Origin of the sequence: Streptomyces lateritius, assembly GCF_014649715.1 — a bacterium.
Lineage (GTDB): Bacteria > Actinomycetota > Actinomycetes > Streptomycetales > Streptomycetaceae > Streptomyces > Streptomyces lateritius.
In genome coordinates this window covers 76930-89739 of record NZ_BMTO01000004.1, presented here as the reverse complement: position 1 = coordinate 89739, position 12810 = coordinate 76930, and the positions used below count along the sequence as shown (strand labels likewise).

The following is a 12810-nucleotide window of genomic DNA, read 5'->3' as shown; positions in this document are numbered from 1 at the left end:
ACGGCCCAGCGCCGTAGGGGCGCTCTCGCCGCAGGGCCTACTCCGGCGCGACGAACGAGTCGAGCACCCGCCCGAGCGTCCGGTCGAAGATCTCCTCGGGGTCGATGCGCGTGGCACCGGACTCGGCCATCACGGCGGCCAGCCGCGGGTAGGCGCCGCCCGCCAGTTGCCGCATCAGGTAGGCGCCGCGCACGGCCTGCTCCTCCTCCTCGGACCAGGGGAGCCCGCGGGCCCGTTCGGCGAGGGCGAGCTCGTTGGCGACGATCGTCATCACCGTGCCGTTGATGTTGGCGATGAGCTCCATCTTGGCGCCGCCGGGCAGGCCGACGCCCTCCAAGCAGGTCAGACAGTGCTCCAGGAAGCGCAGGGCGTTGGGGCCGGAGGCGTAGCCCGTGGTCATCAGGCGGATCACCCAGGGGTGGCGCCGCAGGATCCCCCGGGCCTCGCGGCCCACCGCGAGCATGTCCGCGCGCCAGTCACCGCTCGGCGCCCCGGTGAACTCGTACTCGCCGCTCACCGCGTCGACCATCAGCTCGTACAGGTCCTCTTTGCGCGGCACGTAGTTGTAGAGCGACATCGTGCCGCAGCCGACGTCGGCCGCGATCCGGCGCATCGAGAGCGCGTCGATGCCGTCGGCGTCGGCGAGGCGCACCGCGGCCGCCACGATGTCGCTCCTGCTGTACACCGGCCGGGGACCTCGTCCCGCCCGCTCGGGCCGCGCCCAGATCACTTCCGGTTCGGCCGCTCGGCCTGCCATGGATCATCACCTCGCCCCCATCCTAGTTACGTACAGCGTACGTAGTGCGCTATGGTCGAGCCATGACTACTACGTACGCTGTACTTAGTGAGGGTCTGCGGAAGCGGTACGGCGAGGTCCACGCCCTGCGCGGGCTCGATCTGGCGGTCCGCGAGGGCACCGTCTGCGGTGTTCTCGGCCCCAACGGCGCCGGGAAGACCACCGCCGTACGTGTCCTGACGACGCTGGTCACCCCCGACGCGGGCAGTGCGCGGGTCGCCGGTCACGACGTCGTCCGCGATCCGGCCGGGGTGCGACAGCGGATCGCGGTCACGGGGCAGTACGCCTCGGTCGACGGCGACCTCACGGGCGCGGAGAACCTGCGGCTGTTCGCGAGGCTGCTGCGTGCCCCGCGTGCCCGCGCCGACGAGCTCCTGGAGCGGTTCGCCCTCGCCGAGGCGGCCGGGCGGCCCGCCCGTACCTACTCGGGCGGCATGCGGCGGCGGCTCGACCTGGCGGCGAGCCTGCTGGTCCGGCCGCGGGTCCTCTTCCTCGACGAGCCGACGACCGGGCTGGATCCGCACAGCCGGAACGGCATCTGGGACGCCGTACGGGAGCTGGCAGTGCGGGGCACCACCGTGCTGCTGACCACGCAGTACCTGGAGGAGGCCGATCAGCTCGCCGACGACATCGTGCTGATCGACGAGGGCCGGGCCGCGCACCGCGGCACCCCGGCCGAACTCAAGGCGCTGATCGGAAGCCGGGCGGAGGTCGTCGTCGCCGACCCGGCGCTGCTGGACGCCGCCGCGGCCGTGCTCGACCAGCTGACCGGCTCCGCCCCGTCCCTCGACGCCGAGCGCCGGGCGATCGGCGCGGTGACCACGGATCCCACGCTCACCCTCCCCCGGCTCGTCCGCGAGATCGACGCTGCCGGCATCCACATCGTCGACGCCTCACTGCGTCCGCCCACCCTCGACGAGGTGTTCCTGCGCCTCACGGACCGTAGGGAGATCACCGCATGAGCGCGCTCGTCCACGACGGGACCGCCGTGCTCGGCCGTCACCTGACGAAGGTCCGGCGCGCGCCGGCGATCGCCGTCATGACGCAGACGATGCCGATCGTCTTCCTCCTCTTCTTCGGTTACGTCTTCGGCAGCGCGCTCGCGATGCCCGGGACCGAGTACCGGGCGTACCTGGTGCCCGGGCTGCTCGCGGCGACGGCGGCGGGCGGGCTCATGACCGGGATGTTCCAGGCCGCGCAGGACGCGCACCGGGGCGTGACGGACCGCTTCCGGACCATGCCGATCAGCAGGGCCGCCGTACCACTGGGGCAGGCGCTCGCCGATCTCGTGACGAGCGCGGTCGGCATGGTCCCGATGATCCTGGTCGGGCTCGCCATGGGGTGGCGGATCGAGGGGACGGCTCTGGAGGCGCTGGGCGCGTTCGGGCTGCTGCTGCTCTTCCGCTTCGCGACCACCTGGGTGGGAATCCTGCTCGGCCTGGCCTCGCGGAGCGAGGAGGCGGCCGGCCAGCTGGGAAGCGCCACCTTCATGCTGCCGCTGCTGTCGAACGCGTACATCCCGACCGAGAGCATGGCGGGCTGGCTGCGGACGGTCGCCGAGTGGAACCCGATCTCGGCGGTGACGACGGCGGTACGCGAGCTCTTCGGCGACGTGGCCGTACCGGCGGACGCGGCCTGGCCGGTGGCGCATCCGGTGGCGGGGGCGCTGCTGTGGTCGTTCGGCCTGATCGCGCTCTTCGCGCCGCTCGCGGTGCGGCGGTACGCGCGCGGGTGAGAAGGGCCGCAGTGACAAGGGGGGCCTTCGGCGGGTAGGCAGGGCAGTCATGAGCACTCAGCCACTTCCTCTGGAAGGCGTCACGGTGGTGGCGGTCGAACAGGCCGTCGCCGCCCCCTTCGCCACCCGTCAGCTCGCCGACCTCGGGGCCCGGGTCGTCAAGATCGAACGCCCGGACGGCGGGGACTTCGCCCGCGGCTACGACACGGCGGCCCGGGGTCTCGCCTCGCACTTCGTGTGGTGCAACCGCGGCAAGGAGTCGGTGGCCGTCGATCTCAAGGACGGGCGCGGGCGCGACCTGGTCCACCGGCTGGTGGCCGGCGCCGACGTCTTCGTACAGAACCTGGCACAGGGCGCGGCGGCCCGTCTCGGTCTGGACGCGGCCACCCTCTGCGCCGCGCATCCCCGCCTGATCGCGGTGGACATCTCGGGGTACGGGCCGGGCGGGCCGTACGCACACAAGCGGGCCTACGACATGCTCGTGCAGTGCGAGGCGGGGCTCGTCTCGGTGACCGGGACCGAGGAGCGGCCGGTCAAGTCGGGGATCCCCGCCGCCGACATCGCGGCGGGGATGTACGCGTACGCGGGCGTGCTGGCCGCGCTCGTGCGGCGGGGGACGACGGGGCGGGGCGGCCCCGTGGAGGTGTCCCTGCTGGACGCGTTGGCGGAGTGGATGGGGCATCCGCTGCACCATGTGATGCACGGGGGCACGGCTCCGGCGCGCACGGGTCTGGCGCACGCCGTCATCGCGCCGTACGACGCCTACCCGACGGCGGACGGGAGCATGGTGCTGCTGTCCGTCCAGAACGACCGCGAGTGGCGGCGGCTCGCCGAGCAGGTCCTGGGCCGGCCGGAGCTGGCGGACGATCCGGCCTTCGCCACCAACACGGCCCGGGTGGCGGGGCGCGCCGCGACGGACGCGGTGGTCGCGGAGGCCCTGGCACCGCTGACGGCGGCCGAGGCGCTGGTACGGCTTGACGCGGCGGGGGTCGCCTGTGCCCGGCTGAACACGGTCGCGGACCTCGCGGAGCACCCGCAGCTCGGCGCGCGCGACCGCTGGCGGCCGGTGGACTCGCCGGTGGGACCGCTGCGTTCGCTGCTGCCGCCGGTCACCTTTCCGGACGGTCCCGAACCTCGCATGGAGCGGATCCCAGCCCTGGGGCAGGACACGGACGCGGTCCTGGAGGAGCTGGGCGTGCCGGCCTCGGAGCGAGAGACGCTGCGGGAGGCGGGTGTGATCGCCTGACGGTCCGGCGGTGACCCCCAGTCGCGTTCGGCGCGGGCCACCGGACGGGGTGGCGGCGCCGGAAGGCCGGCCGCCGGGCCGGGGCGCGACTGTCACGGACAGCGCGGGGAGCCGGGCGGGAGCGCGGGCGGCGTGATTCGGCGGCGCCGGACGGGTGGGGAAGACACGTCCGGCGGAGCGTCGGCGGGCACGGTCGGGCCGGGCGAGGAGCGGGCGGGTGCGCGTGCGAGCACGCGGTTCCCGGCCCGACCGGTCGGGTGGCGGTGGGCCCCCGGCCGGCGGTGGCCCCCCGGTTTAGCGGTGGCTGCCGAAGAGCGAGCGGCGCAGTCGGCGCAGCGGGGCGAAGAGCGACACGCGCGCGCTCTTGCTGCGACGGCTGTGCGTGATGTCGCGCGACGTGAGTTCGCGCATCAGGAGCGTCGCCTCGGCCGCCTCGCGCTGTGGCACGGCGGGGCCGCCCAACACCGCGAGATGGCGGTCGAGCCGCGAACTGGTCGCGCTGCTCCCGCACGTGATGGCAGGCACTCGCGGCCTGCTCCGCATTGCTATCTGTTCCATGTCACTCCCCACCCTGACGAGGGCACCCGGCCCGGGCAGGTTAACCCTATCGCCCCGCTGTGACACTCGTGTATCCCGGCGGCAGGATTCACCGCACTCGTACGGGGGTTGACGACTACTGTCCGAATACGGCTGATTCCAGGGTGAGTTGCGCACCACTCGAACACCAGCCGAACCGCCACGAACCATCCTGCACATCAAGCGCTCTCCTGCGAAGATCTGACGGAGTGTGATCTCCACCACCAAGATCACCCGGGCCCGCTTCACGCGGAGTTCGAAGTACCCACGACAGGGGCAGGAATGCCCCACCGGCCGACGGCTGACGGGAGACGCGCCATGACCGTGATCGCGGGGCGGTACCGGCTCCTCGACGTCCTGGGCGAGGGCGGCATGGGCACCGTCTGGCGCGCCAGGGACGAGACGCTGGGCCGCGACGTCGCCGTCAAGGAGGTCCGCGCTCCGGCCGGTCTTCCCGCGGCGGACCGGCGCCGGCTCTACGCCCGCCTGGAGCGGGAGGCGTGGGCGGCCGCCCGGATCACCCACCGCAACGTGGTAACGGTCTACGACGTGGTCACGGAGGACGACCGCCCCTGGATCGTGATGGAGCTGGTCCCCGGACTCACGCTCTCCGAGGTGCTGGACGCGGAGGGTCCGATGCCGCCGCGGCGGGCCGCGCTGATCGGGGCCGACGTGCTGGCCGCGCTGCGCGCCGCGCACGAGGCGGGGGTCCTGCACCGGGACGTGAAGCCGGCCAACGTCCTGCTCGCCAACGACGGGCGTGCCGTCCTGACCGACTTCGGCATCGCCGCCGTGGAGGGCACCTCCCCGCTCACGATGACCGGGGAGCTGGTCGGCTCGCCCGAATTCCTCGCGCCCGAGCGCGCGTTGGGCCGCACACCGGGACCTCCCTCGGACCTGTGGTCGCTCGGCGTGCTGCTGTACGCGGCGGTGGAGGGCAACTCCCCCTTCCGGCAGAACACTCCGCTGAGCACGCTGCGCGCCGTGGTCGACGAGGAGCTTCCGCCGCCGCGCAGGGCGGGGCCACTGGCCCCGGTGATCGAGGGGCTGCTGCGCAAGGAGCCGCTGGAGCGCCTGTCGGCCGCGGCGGCGGAGGAGGCGCTGCGGCTGGTGGGCGCGGGCGGGACACCGCGTTCGGGGCCGGTGTCGGCGGATCCGTACGGGCCGGGCCGGCCGGCCGCGACCACGACCGTGATTCCGGCTTCCGGTCCCGCTCCGGGTGCCCGCGGCGGCGGCGCCCCGGCCGGGCCCGGTTCCGGGGCGACACCGTCGCCCGGTCCGCGCGACGAGGACCGGCGGGAGCGGACGGGGCGGCGCGCGGTGACGGTGCTCGCCGCCGGGGTCGTCCTTCTGCTGCTGGTCGTGGGAGCACTGACGTACGCCCTGCTGCGGGACGAGGAACCGGGCGGCGGCAGGGATCCCGGCGGCGGGCCCACCACCGGCGCCCCCACGGCGAGCGGCACAGACGCCACGAGCGGTCCGCCCGCCACGGCCACCACCACGAGCGGCCCGACCCCGACCGCGACGCCCACCACCGCCCGGCCGCCGGCCCATACGGTCCTGGTGTACGTGAGGGCGCTGCGCGGCAGTTACGCGGGGCCCTGCCCGCCGCCGGGGACCGAGGCGCCCGCCTTCGCCGCCACGCTCACGGTCGGGCGCACACCCGCCTCGGTGGAGTACCGCTGGGTCACGGAGAGCGGCGAGGGCGCGGCGGACGGCTGGCGGACCGTGGAGTTCGCGGCGGGCGGCCCTCAGGAGAAGCGGGTCGAGCACACGGAGGCGGCGTACCGCGCGGGCGACACGCGTCGCGACCGGATCCGGATGGAGGTCCGGGCTCCGGTCGGGACGCGCTCGAACTGGGTGGGGTTCTCGGTCACCTGTGAGCAGGCGACCCCGACGGGCGGGGCCACCTCCCCGGGTGGATCCCCTACGGCCGGATCGCCTACGCCACAGCCCTGAAGCTGGGCAGGTAGCCGCCGGACTGTCCGGCGGCGGTGGGGTGGTACGACTCGCCGATGTTGAGCCAGTTGACGCTGTGCAGCCAGGCCGAGCCGGAGCAGATCTCATGTCCGGTGAAGGCGGGGACGACGCTGCCGAACGTGTAGCCGTGGTCGGCTGCGCGCTTGGCGGTGGCCGCGTTGAGGTAGTCGGCCGCGTCGTTGATGGCGCGGCGCTCGTTCTCGCTCAGTCCGGCGACGCAGCTGCCGCCGAGCTTGTAGAAGCGGGGGTAGCCGAGGACGACGACCCGCGCGTTGGGCGCCTTGGTTCTGATGGCCGAGTACACCGCGTCGAGCTTGCCGGGCAGGGTGGTGTCGACGTAGCCCTTGGCTTGATTCACTCGGTTGATACAGGTGGCCTCGGACTGCAGGACACAGGTGGTCATGACGTCCGCGAATCCGGCGTCATTGCCACCGACCGTGAGGGAGACCAGGTCGGTGGCGGTGGAGAGGGGTCCGAGCTGACTGCTCGTGACATCACCCGTCCGTGCGCCCGAACAAGCGGTGAAGGCGAACGACGAGGGTGAGTTCGCGCTCGCCCACAGGACGGGGAAGGCGCGGGTGGAGCGCTTGCAGTCACCACTGAGGCCGTCGTAGCTTCCGGCGCCGACGCCGGAGGAGTACGAGTCGCCGAGCGCCACGTAGTCGAGTGCGGCGGATTCGGCGGCCTGGGCGGCCCCCGCCCCGGTGAGGGCGAGAACGGCGCCGAGCAGGAGCGAGGACGAGAATGCCGCGAATCGGGACAGTTTCATGGAACCTCCCTGGAGCAGGATCTCTGCGTTACTAGGTAGTAGCAGCGCACCCGGCTTGCTGGAAGTGTCCATGCCAAGAAGATTTGGCGAGAACCTGCCGACGCTCTCTCAGGACAGGTCGCTTTCAGGCCGGCTGATGGATCATCCGGGGCCACACGCGCGGCAGAAGGGGGTACGCGGCGGTCACCGTCCGTCGCGACCCGCGGATCGTCCCCTTCAAAACACTGTGCACGCAATGCCCGATTGCCGGATCATGGTCGCCATGTCTGCCACCCCATCGGAGCCCGCCGCGCCGTCCGAGCCGCAGCGGGCGCTGCCGATCCGGCTCAACGTCGACGACAGCGACTCGCCCGCCGACGTCGTCGACGCGCTCTTCCTCGGCCGCTTCACGACGGGCGAGCAGCCGCACTCGCAGAGCACCACCCTCGACCGGGTGAAGCCCGCCGCGACCCTGCTGCCGGCCGGCGCGAAGGTGCTGCGCGCGGCCAAGGACGACGACCGCAGCGCCGTGCTCGCCGAGGGCGAGGGCTGGACCCTGCTCATCTCCCGCTGGAACCGGGGCGCGGACGTCACCGTGACCGCGACGCGCCCGGAGCTCGCGGAGAGGGTCCTCAAGGAGGCGACGGACGGGGCGAAGGACGAACCCGAGCCGCAGCCGGAGAACGTGACGATGGGCTTCTGGTACGTGTCGCCCCGACGCGGCCCGCACCGTACGACCCGTCAGATCAGCGCGGGCACGTGGGAGGAGATCCGGCCCAACTACACCGCGCCGGTCGCCGACGCGATGGACCGGCTGATGAAGGTCACCCCGGACGACATCGCGGGGCGGCTGCTGCTGCTCCACGGGCCGCCCGGGACGGGCAAGACGTCCGCGCTGCGCACGCTCGCCCGGTCCTGGCGCGACTGGTGCCAGGTGGACTGTGTCCTGGATCCCGAGCGGCTCTTCAACGACGTCGGCTACCTGATGGACATCGCGATCGGCGAGGACGAGGGCACGGCGAAGGGCCGGTGGCGGCTGCTGCTCCTGGAGGACTGCGACGAGCTGATCCGCGGCGAGGCGAAGCACACGGCGGGCCAGGCGCTGTCCCGGCTGCTGAACCTGACGGACGGTCTCCTCGGCCAGGGCCGCAACGTCCTCGTCGGCGTCACCACCAACGAGGACCTGGAGCGCCTCCACCCGGCGGTGGTCCGTCCGGGGCGGTGCCTGGCGCGTATCGAGGTGGGTGGCCTGACCCGCAACGAGGCCGTGGCGTGGCTCGGCACGGAGGAGGGCGTGTCCCACGACGGGGCGACGCTGGCGGAGCTGTACGCGCTGCGACGGGGTACGCATGCCCCGGGACTCCCGGAGCCCCGGGTCCCGGACGCGGGTCTGTACCTGTAACCCCTCGCACCGACCGGACGACGCCGGGGCCGGAGGGTGGAATCAGTTCCCGTACGCGGCCCGGAGGGCGTCGGTCACCGCCGCCGTCGCCGCCTCGCGGGTCAGGCCCAGGCGGTGGGCCTCCTCCGCGAAGACGGAGGCGGCGGCCGCCGCCCGGCGCGACGCCGCGTCGCCCGCCGCCGCGACGAACGTGCCGTTGCGGCCACGCGTCTCGATCACCCCGTCGGCCTCCAGCGCCTTGTACGCCTTGGCGACCGTGTTCGCCGCGAGACCCAACTCCTCCGCCAGGCCCCGTACCGTCGGAAGTCTGTAGCCGACCGGCAGGGCGCCGGCGCGGGCCCGCTCCGCGATCTGGGCGCGCAGCTGTTCGTACGGGGCGGCCGGGGAGTCCGTGTCCACGATGATTCGCAATGTCACGGCTCCGATTCTGCCTCCGCTCCCCCGGAAAATGGGAGGCGGCCCGGCGCCGCCCGCACGTAGCGTGCGACAGCATGACTGTGATCGTCCGTGACGTACGACCCGAGGACCCGAGGGACGCGGGCGGCTTCGCCCGGGTCCGGCGCGCCGCGCTCCCCTTCATGCTCGTCGGCGCCGAGCAGACGGCCTTCGACTGGGCCCACGCCCATCCCGACGCCCACGAGCGCCCGCTGGTCGCCGAAATCGACGGGGAGATCGTCGGCACCTCGCAGGTCCGCATCGCGCACGACGCGCCCGAGCCCGGGGTCGGCTCGCTCAACGTCTACGTCCGCCCGGACAGGCGGGGCCTCGGCGCGGGAACCCTCCTGGTGCGAGCCTCCGAGGAGCACCTCGCGGAGCACGGGGCGAGGACGCTCTACAGCTGGGTCCTCGACGAGCCGGCGTGCCGGGACTTCGCCGTGCGTCACGGCTACACGGCCCGCCGCTCCGCGCACTTCCTCCGGCTCGATCTGACGGCCGCGGCCCTGCCGCCGCTCCAGGAGGTGCCTGCCGGTGTCGAGCTGCGCGCCGCCGCCGACTTCGCCGCCGATCCCCGCCCGCTGTTCGCGCTCGACGCGCTGACCACCGCCGACGAGCCGGGTGACGTCGGCGCCGACCTGACGGACTACGAGCACTGGCTGGCGACGACCTGGAACCATCCGCTCTTCGACCGCGAGCTGACGGTGGTCGCCGTCGTCGACGGGCGCCCGGCCGCGTTCAGCGCGGCCCAGACCGACGGGCGGGGCCGCTACTCCACGGCGATGACGGGCACCGCACCGGAGTTCCGGGGACGGGGCCTCGCCAAGCTCGCCAAGAACCACTCCCTGCACCGGGCGCGCGCCGCCGGCTGCACGGAGGCGTTCACCGGGAACGACGCCGGCAACGAGCCGATGCTGGCGATCAACAAGTGGTTCGGCTACGCGATCTGCGCCACGGAGGTACGTCATGTCCGCACGCTCGGTTGAGGTGACGCTGGTGAAGGCGGGCCGGACCAAGATCCGCTACCCCGCCGAGGTCGTCGCCGACGACGGGACCCGGCTGACCGTCCGTGCCCCCTGGGCCGCCGAGGGGGTGCGGGACTTCGGCTTCGTACGGTTCGAGCCGGGCGACGTCTTCGTCGAGCACTACTGGCGCGACCGCTGGTACGCGGTGAAGGAGGTCCGCTCCGCCGGCGGGGCGCTCAAGGGCTGGTACTGCGACATCACGCGGCCGGCGCGGGTCGACGGCGCCGGGGTGGCGGTCGAGGACCTGGACCTGGACCTGTGGGTGTCGGCGGACGGCAGTGAGGTGCTGCGGCTCGACGAGGACGAGTTCGAGGCGAGCGGCCTCGTCGATTCCGACCCGGAGGCGGCGGCCCGCGCCGTCGTCGCCCTCGACGAGCTCGAGTGCCTCGGCCGCGAAGGTCTGGTGGAGCTGCTGCGTTAGCGGAGCGTGATGTCCACGTCCTCGGCGGCGAGGAAGCCGGGCAGCGGCAGTCCGAGGGGGCCGCTGGGGATGAGCTGCATCAGGGTGGCCCGGACCCGGGCCCGGCCCGCGCGGTAGACGGGCTCCTTCACGACGGCGGAGTTGGTCCATGCGCGCACCAGGCCGTCGCAGACGGCGCGGGTGCCGCCGATGCCGGCGGAACGGTCTCCCTGGACGAGCGTGCTGCCCACGAAGACGGGCCCCGCGGTGTCGTCGAGGCAGCGGTAGGTGCCGGAGACGGTGACCGTGCCGTCGAGGGTGCCGTACGCGCTGACGGAGAGGCCGTTGCCGGCGTCGGCGTGGGCGAGGGGGGCGGTGGCGGCGGCCAGGAGGGTGCCGACGGCGAGGACGGCCAGACGGACACGCATGAGCGGGATCCCTTCGGGGTGGGAGCTGTTGCCCGCCAGGGATACCGGCTCGCGCCGCCCGGTGTCCGAAACTCACCCTGACGAGGGCGAGTTGTGCCGTCATACGCGCTTGCGGTAATGAATACGGTCGTATGGTCCCTCCGCTCGCCGCCGCACGACCTCGTAGCCGTACCGCTCGTACATCTTCTGGTTCTCCCACATCATCGCGTTGGTGAGCAGCCGTACCTCGGGCAGTCCGAGTTCGCGTGCGCGGGATTCCACGAAGGCCAGCAGGCGGCGGCCGAGGCCGGTGCCCTGGGAGTCGGGGTGGACGGCGATGTTGTCGAGATACAGATGGTCGGCCTCGGGCCTGAGGACCACGAGGCCGGCCACCGGGTCACCGGCGACGAACACCCGCCCCGCGGCCACGTCCGCCGCGTGGTCCGCCTCCATCGGGGCCGGCACCAGGCCGATCCGTTCGATGTAGTGGTGGTAGGCCGCGTCGGTCACGGCCTTCACCCGCGGGACGTCGGTACGCACGGCGAGGCGGATGTCCTGTGTCATGCCGACACGTTACGGCGGCGGACGATCACCTTCCTCAGCAGGGGCCAGGCCAGCAGGAGCACGATCACGGCGTACACGGCGACGGAGAAGGGGGTGTTCACCAGACCCGTCAGGGCGCCGTCGCTGATCTGCAGGGCGCGGCGCAGCTGCTGTTCGGCGGCCGGGCCGAGGATGACGCCGATGACGGCGGGCAGGACCGGGAGTCCGTAGCGCCGCATGCCGAAGCCGATCAGGCCGATGATCAGCAGGATGACCAGGTCGAGCGCCTCGCCGCCCACCGCGTACGCGCCGACGGCGGCGAAGAAGAGGATGCCGGCGTAGAGGTAGGGGCGCGGGATCCGCAGCAGCTTCGCCCAGACGGGGGCGAGCGGCAGGTTGAGCGCGAGCAGCAGGACCATGCCGACGAAGAGCGAGGCGATCAGGCCCCAGACCAGGTCGGGTTCGCGTTCGAAGAGCAGCGGTCCGGGCTGGATGCCGTACTGCTGGAAGGCGGCGAGCATGACGGCCGCGACGGCGGTCGTCGGCAGGCCGAGGGTCAGCATGGAGACGAGGGTGCCGGCCGCGGAGGCGGAGGCGGCGGACTCGGGTCCCGCGACGCCCTCGATGGCGCCCTTGCCGAACTGCTCCTTGTGCTTCGAGAGCCGCTTCTCGGTGACGTACGAGAGGAAGGTCGGGATCTCCGCGCCGCCGGCCGGGATCGCGCCGAACGGGAAGCCGATGACGGGGCCGCGCAGCCAGGACTTCCAGGTGCGCTTCACGTCGTCCCGGCCGAGCCACGGCCGTCCGACCGGCAGGGCCTCGCCCGTCGTGCGGCGCAGGTGGGCGGCGACCCAGAGGGCTTCGCCGATGGCGAAGAGGCCGACCGCGACGATGACCACGTCGATGCCGTCGGCGAGCTGGAGCGAGCCGAAGGTGAGGCGCTGCTGGCCCGTCATCTGGTCGAGGCCGACCAGGCCGAGGGTGAGGCCGATGAGGAGCGAGGCGAGGCCGCGGATGCGGGAGGAGCCGAGGACGGAGGTCACCGCGATGAAGGCGAGGACCATGATGGCGAAGTAGTCGGGTGCGCCGATGTCGACGGCGAGCGCGGCGACGGTCGGGGCGAGGGCGACGAGCAGCAGCGTGCCGATCATGCCGCCGGTGAAGTGACCGATGGCGGCGGCCGCGAGCGCCTGCGCGCCGCGCCCGGCCTTGGCCATGGGGTTGCCTTCGATGGCGGCGACGACGGCCGCGCTCTCGCCGGGGGTGTTGAGCAGGATGGAGGTGGTGGAGCCGCCGAACATGGCTCCGTAGTAGATGCCGGCGAACATGATGAAGGCGCCGGTCGGCTCGAGTCCGTACGTCACCGGGAGCAGCAGGGCGACGGCCATGGCGGGGCCGATGCCGGGCAGCACGCCGATGGCGGTGCCGAGGAGTACGCCGATGGCGGCCCACAGCAGGTTCATCGGGGTGAGCGCGGTGCCGAATCCGTCGATGAGCGAGTTGAGCGAGTCCATGGG

At 72.9% G+C, this 12810-nt stretch carries 14 protein-coding genes; 7 read left to right on the top strand and 7 right to left on the bottom strand.

All coding sequences use genetic code 11. From position 1 onward, the window contains the following. Positions 1 to 37: 37 nt before the first annotated feature. On the bottom strand, positions 38 to 757 hold the full coding sequence (locus tag IE136_RS09310) for a TetR/AcrR family transcriptional regulator (RefSeq protein ID WP_158985820.1): 720 nt from the start codon (positions 755 to 757) through the stop codon (positions 38 to 40). Positions 758 to 819: 62 nt separating this feature from the next. Here IE136_RS09310 and IE136_RS09305 point away from each other — a divergent pair, with 62 nt between their 5' ends. From IE136_RS09305 to IE136_RS09295, 3 genes are read left to right on the top strand one after another with little or no spacing between them, the layout of a single operon-like run. Next, positions 820 to 1758, top strand: a complete 939-nt coding sequence (locus tag IE136_RS09305) for an ATP-binding cassette domain-containing protein (protein WP_158985822.1) — start codon at positions 820 to 822, stop codon at positions 1756 to 1758. Then, the gene (locus IE136_RS09300; RefSeq protein WP_158985824.1) at positions 1755 to 2531 is read left to right on the top strand and encodes an ABC transporter permease; all 777 of its coding nucleotides are present in this window, start codon (positions 1755 to 1757) and stop codon (positions 2529 to 2531) included. Before IE136_RS09305 ends, IE136_RS09300 begins: the two co-directional genes overlap by 4 nt. A 49-nt stretch (positions 2532 to 2580) precedes the next feature. Continuing rightward, positions 2581 to 3777 carry a CaiB/BaiF CoA transferase family protein gene (locus IE136_RS09295; protein ID WP_189600078.1) on the top strand — a complete coding sequence of 399 codons (1197 nt, stop codon included), beginning with the start codon at positions 2581 to 2583 and terminating at the stop codon, positions 3775 to 3777. 294 nt (positions 3778 to 4071) lie between these two features. On the opposite strand, the gene IE136_RS09290 is transcribed toward IE136_RS09295, so the two are convergent. Then, positions 4072 to 4335: a hypothetical protein gene (locus IE136_RS09290; protein WP_158985828.1), complete on the bottom strand. Its 264-nt coding sequence runs from the start codon at positions 4333 to 4335 to the stop codon at positions 4072 to 4074. Positions 4336 to 4671: 336 nt separating this feature from the next. Here IE136_RS09290 and IE136_RS09285 point away from each other — a divergent pair, with 336 nt between their 5' ends. Beyond that, a complete protein-coding gene (locus IE136_RS09285) occupies positions 4672 to 6312 on the top strand; it encodes a serine/threonine-protein kinase (RefSeq protein WP_189600077.1) in 1641 nt (546 codons plus the stop codon). Here IE136_RS09285 and IE136_RS09280 read toward each other — a convergent pair. Next, positions 6296 to 7102, bottom strand: a complete 807-nt coding sequence (locus tag IE136_RS09280) for an SGNH/GDSL hydrolase family protein (protein WP_189600076.1) — start codon at positions 7100 to 7102, stop codon at positions 6296 to 6298. The genes IE136_RS09285 and IE136_RS09280 overlap by 17 nt on opposite strands. A gap of 235 nt (positions 7103 to 7337) precedes the next feature. Between IE136_RS09280 and IE136_RS09275 the strand changes: the two genes are divergently transcribed. Beyond that, positions 7338 to 8483, top strand: a complete 1146-nt coding sequence (locus tag IE136_RS09275; protein ID WP_373309041.1) for a DUF5925 domain-containing protein — start codon at positions 7338 to 7340, stop codon at positions 8481 to 8483. A 42-nt stretch (positions 8484 to 8525) separates the two neighbouring features. Here the strand turns inward: IE136_RS09275 and IE136_RS09270 are convergent, their stop codons facing one another. Beyond that, positions 8526 to 8900 carry a GntR family transcriptional regulator gene (locus IE136_RS09270; RefSeq protein ID WP_158985836.1) on the bottom strand — a complete coding sequence of 125 codons (375 nt, stop codon included), beginning with the start codon at positions 8898 to 8900 and terminating at the stop codon, positions 8526 to 8528. Between the two features lie 74 nt (positions 8901 to 8974). Here IE136_RS09270 and IE136_RS09265 point away from each other — a divergent pair, with 74 nt between their 5' ends. Then, on the top strand, positions 8975 to 9904 hold the full coding sequence (locus tag IE136_RS09265) for a GNAT family N-acetyltransferase (protein WP_158985838.1): 930 nt from the start codon (positions 8975 to 8977) through the stop codon (positions 9902 to 9904). After that, complete coding sequence (locus IE136_RS09260; RefSeq protein ID WP_189600075.1) at positions 9885 to 10364, top strand: ribonuclease FAU-1 family protein; 480 nt, start codon at positions 9885 to 9887, stop codon at positions 10362 to 10364. The genes IE136_RS09265 and IE136_RS09260 overlap by 20 nt, the downstream gene beginning before the upstream one ends. Here the strand turns inward: IE136_RS09260 and IE136_RS09255 are convergent. The 3 genes from IE136_RS09255 to IE136_RS09245 all read right to left on the bottom strand — a co-directional run bounded on the left by IE136_RS09255 (position 10361) and on the right by IE136_RS09245 (position 12807). Further along, positions 10361 to 10771: a DUF6299 family protein gene (locus IE136_RS09255; protein ID WP_189600074.1), complete on the bottom strand. Its 411-nt coding sequence runs from the start codon at positions 10769 to 10771 to the stop codon at positions 10361 to 10363. The two genes, IE136_RS09260 and IE136_RS09255, sit on opposite strands and share 4 nt — an antisense overlap. A 99-nt stretch (positions 10772 to 10870) precedes the next feature. After that, positions 10871 to 11314: a GNAT family N-acetyltransferase gene (locus IE136_RS09250; protein WP_189600073.1), complete on the bottom strand. Its 444-nt coding sequence runs from the start codon at positions 11312 to 11314 to the stop codon at positions 10871 to 10873. Further along, complete coding sequence (locus IE136_RS09245) at positions 11311 to 12807, bottom strand: tripartite tricarboxylate transporter permease (RefSeq protein ID WP_189600072.1); 1497 nt, start codon at positions 12805 to 12807, stop codon at positions 11311 to 11313. The genes IE136_RS09250 and IE136_RS09245 overlap by 4 nt, the downstream gene beginning before the upstream one ends. Between the last annotated feature and the right edge of the window lie 3 nt (positions 12808 to 12810).